Consider the following 3972-nt stretch of genomic DNA (forward strand, 5'->3'; position numbering starts at 1 on the left):
CCGGCCTTACGCCGACTTTGTCGATGGGCTTCAGAAGGTAATGTTTCCCTATCCTCCTGCCATCCAAGCTACATGGCTCAGGCTTTTACCATGACGGGACTTTCACCCGCTAGAATGCAGTACCCTTCCCTGGGCACGCCAAGAATAAAGATTTGTCCCCTCTCCTAATCTTTTTCCCTGAATAGTTACATAATTAAGGGAAAAATAACTTTCTGCACAGAAATGCCATGAAAATTACAAAAAAGTACCTGGTGATCTGCTTTTTTGTGTTTTTCTTCCTGCCACTATTTCCACTCGGTTGTTTTAACCGTTGAGAGAGGAAGCAAGGAACTTGATTGTATAGAAATTTTCATTTTATGTATGCAGTCTTTCGGTAGAGACAAGGCATTGCCTTATCTCTACTCAATAAATTTAAATCCTGTAAATCCTGTCTAAAAACAATTTAAATCCGTGTTGAATAATTTCATCATATACAGTTGTTATACGTCTCACCTGACAATAGTCTCCATTAACCTTCATGATAAGGAGTCCGTTTATGCGTACCATCAAAGGTGGTCTCGTTGTTCTTTATCGTACCGGGAGCGTAACCCCTTTATTTCAATGGATATCCTGACAGGAGCAAAATATGAGAAAGTTTATTCTATACACCTATGTGCGCAATGCCGGATCACCCGTCACGCAGACAGACACATTCCCCGGCATTAAAGGCCTCACTACTATACGGGTAACCAATGGCGGTCTTGGGGACGCAGACAACAGGAAGGTAAGCAGTGCAGATATTGTATTAAACAAAAAGGCCATCATCGACTCATCCAATTTTAATAAAAAGGGAGAGGTAATAGACGTAGAGAAGACCCTTGATGGCAAAATAAATGCGATTGAAGTTACCGTAAAAGGCAAACCGGGAGGATCATTAACCGTCCAGGTACTTGCCGAAGATGGAGATATCGACTTTGACAGCGATGGTTTTACGAGAGTCGAGGGGGATTGTGATGATAAAAATTTCTCTATAAACCCAAAGGCTCAGGAAATATGTGATGACGTGGACAATAACTGCAATGGACAGATTGACGAGGGGCTAAAAACCACATTTTATGAAGATGCCGATGGTGATGGATATGGGAACCCACAGGTTACCATAAAGGCATGCAGCCAGCCTTCAGGCTATGTTGCTAATAATACCGACTGTGACGACACCAATGCTGCGGTAAATCCGGGAGTTACTGAGATAAACAAGAACGGTGTTGATGATGACTGTAACACATCGACACCGGATGATGATACGGGAGTGAACCTTCCACCCGATCCCGGGGGGGAAGGCAAGAAGACATTGCTGGGGATAGATACGGATGGAGATGGGGTCCGTGATGACATTCAACGGTACATATACTTTACCTATCCCGATGATAAGAAACTTCGATTGGCCCTTAGTTACTATGCCAAAGAGTTTCAGGGCGTGCTTAAAGATGCTAATGATCGTGAGGCTGCTTACGATCATGCAACGAAAATAGTTCGTAATGATGAATGTCTTTGGTACCTTAAGGGAGAGGAATCCATAGATATTTGTAGTGCATTGCGTGCCAAGATACTGAATACCAGGGAACGCAGCATTGCATACATTAAATACAGCGATAGTCTGGGTGGAAGAATTATTTCTTTAGCACCAAGGAAGGAATGGAAGGACAGTTGCTCATTTGATGTCGGCGATACAGGAGGTGAACAATGAAAATCCGATGGATATCTCATACAGTACTTCTTGTTAGCTTTCTTGCTATGTCAGGTGTTGTTTATGGTGAAGAAGATCGGCCGTGTCAACCTGGTGGCGTTGTCTTTTTTTGTAACGGCGTGTGGAATGACGTGGAAAATGCCAAAGCAAGTACATTCTTACTGACGGATCGATTAGAAACACACATATCAGGGACGAATCTGGACGGCATAATAACATACAAATTAGCTCACAATCCCTCCGAAGGTACATTGGAGGATTTGTTGGAGACATTTGAACAAGAAGCGCAAACCGATTATAGTAAACTCTGGGAATATCTTGCCGGTTTGGATATTATGCCGGATTACCTTCAAGACAAATTGAAAGAGATTGCAAATATAGTTAATGCCGCTATTGTAAGCGCCAACCCGTCGGTTCAAGAGCATATTGGACAGTATAATACATACTTACGTGAAGGCAAGGAAGGTGGTACTTGTTGCGCATTCTCAGGGCAACCTGTATGGCAATATTGCGTACCTTGGTATAGACCCGCAATATCTTGATAGATTCGGTATCGTATCGGTGGCCAATCCAGACGATTACGTTGCCGGTGGAGGTCCCCTATACAACGATTAAAGAAGATCTTATCATCGGCAGCCTTCCAACCGCATTAGATTCGAATGTTAACAATTTCTCAAACACCTATATCAATCTGTTTGATTTAAGTGGCCATAACTTTATAAAATCTTATATGTTTTCTGATCATGACGCTGAAAGACAAATCCTTGAGGATATCGTTAACACGATCGATAAACTTAGTTCTTCGTATGAGATTACAGAAATCGTGAATACGTATAATATTCTTGGGGTTGCCTGCGGTAATCCAGGCACAACATTGGTAACAATACCCCAGGATGTATATATTACGGAAATCAGCACCTATCACTGGTGCGATGGAGGCCAGCCTGCCGGAACACATTCTTTATACAATCTCAACTCATTTCTCATGTATGGGCCATTTTCAGGAACGACCGACTTTCGTTTCTGGGTATCATCTCCCAATACCTATGTACCCGGAGGAAACTATGAAGTCATCGATTCTGAACCAAGCACCTGGTCACACACGTATAGCGGTGGATTTGTAAGAATCAGCGGAATATTGTGTTACTAACTGACATTCAAGAGGTTTTTCAGAGAAGAGGTAAAATTTGATTGATTTTTTAGGGGGACAGAGTAATCTCCCCGGTAAAAACTATCAGAAAAGAAAGGAAAAGATATGCCGGGGAGTGACTTTGTTGAAATTCTTACTACCGGGAGGCTTGACCATCTTCCTTCAAGTAATCTTTGGAATGACGGTCAGTGGGGATGGAGGAGTTCCCCTTACGGGGAGGATTACCTCGGGGAATACGTCAGATAGTACCGGGAACCGATTTAACCTTGAGGCATTGAGACAGATAGTGCCTGATATATCTGAGAGCATCCTTGTTTCCGATAGTAAATTTTTTGCTGCCCCTACGCTGGAGGTATCGTATGAGCAGGGGGATTTCATTAGAGTCTCTCTCAGAGCAGAGAGAAGCTCAATACGTTTATTCTGGTAATGAATATTCTGGATTGTTCCGGGATGACCGATACCGAGATACTGAAGGCATACAAGGGACAGTCTGCTGTGGAGACAAACTTCAAATGGGCGAAGAATCCTGCAGCAGTGGCCCCGGTTTTCCTGAAGGACCCAAAGAGAATTGCAGTCTTGGGGTTTGTGTATCTGGTAGCCCTTATGGTCTATACGCTAATGCATCGGCAGATAAGACAGTCACTGAAACAGGCACAGAAGACACTACCGGGGAATAAGGGGTATACTGATAATCCAACAGGGAGTGTACTGTTTCAGAATATGAGGGGGATAGCGGTGGTTGTTATTTCCCTGAGTAAATCGACCCTGAAGCAGATTACCAATTTCACGCAACTGCATACGGATATTCTCAGGTATTTCTCCTTTGATGTTGAAATCTATCAACCGTTAAAAAAGATGGATAACCATTAGTATAAGATTTGTCGTGTGAAAGCATTCTCGGGCAGCCTGTTCAGACTTGCCTCCCCGCCTGAATACCTATACGAGGATAGCAACCCTAAAGGGTGCCCTACGGAATTGAAATTCCTTAACGTTAACGTCTAGCGTGACTTTACTAAAGTAAAGCCGAAGCAAAGTCATAAGATATTGACATATAAGGAGAAGATGAGCAATTTGAGTGTATACACTGATATATAGA

5 protein-coding genes are annotated in these 3972 nt (G+C 43.0%); all 5 read left to right on the top strand.

Translation table 11 applies throughout. The features are described 5' to 3' along the window. The first annotated feature begins 625 nt into the window (after window positions 1–625). The 5 genes from FBQ94_RS17285 to FBQ94_RS17305 are packed head-to-tail and all read left to right on the top strand — an operon-like array spanning window position 626 to window position 3746. A complete protein-coding gene (locus FBQ94_RS17285) occupies window positions 626–1726 on the top strand; it encodes a putative metal-binding motif-containing protein (protein WP_285442305.1) in 1101 nt (366 codons plus the stop codon). Then, entirely contained in the window at window positions 1723–2268 is a 546-nt protein-coding gene (locus tag FBQ94_RS17290) for a hypothetical protein (RefSeq protein ID WP_007220904.1), read from the top strand. The genes FBQ94_RS17285 and FBQ94_RS17290 overlap by 4 nt, the downstream gene beginning before the upstream one ends. Beyond that, window positions 2265–2876: a hypothetical protein gene (locus FBQ94_RS17295; protein WP_285442306.1), complete on the top strand. Its 612-nt coding sequence runs from the start codon at window positions 2265–2267 to the stop codon at window positions 2874–2876. The genes FBQ94_RS17290 and FBQ94_RS17295 overlap by 4 nt, the downstream gene beginning before the upstream one ends. A gap of 37 nt (window positions 2877–2913) precedes the next feature. After that, window positions 2914–3303, top strand: coding sequence for a hypothetical protein (locus tag FBQ94_RS17300; RefSeq protein ID WP_040543563.1), 390 nt, complete (start codon window positions 2914–2916; stop codon window positions 3301–3303). Continuing rightward, window positions 3303–3746, top strand: a complete 444-nt coding sequence (locus tag FBQ94_RS17305; RefSeq protein ID WP_285442307.1) for a hypothetical protein — start codon at window positions 3303–3305, stop codon at window positions 3744–3746. Before FBQ94_RS17300 ends, FBQ94_RS17305 begins: the two co-directional genes overlap by 1 nt. The last annotated feature ends 226 nt before the right edge of the window (window positions 3747–3972 follow it).

The organism is Candidatus Jettenia sp. AMX1 (assembly GCF_030263775.1).
In the GTDB taxonomy this organism is placed as follows: Bacteria; Planctomycetota; Brocadiia; order Brocadiales; family Brocadiaceae; genus Jettenia; species Jettenia caeni.

What these genes read in the sequence shown, in the direction of transcription:
- FBQ94_RS17290 (WP_007220904.1), top strand. Translation starts at nt 1,723, where the DNA reads ATGAAAATCCGATGGATATCTCATACAGTACTTCTTGTTAGCTTTCTT.
- FBQ94_RS17305 (WP_285442307.1), top strand. Translation starts at nt 3,303, where the DNA reads ATGAATATTCTGGATTGTTCCGGGATGACCGATACCGAGATACTGAAG.
- FBQ94_RS17285 (WP_285442305.1), top strand. Translation starts at nt 626, where the DNA reads ATGAGAAAGTTTATTCTATACACCTATGTGCGCAATGCCGGATCACCC.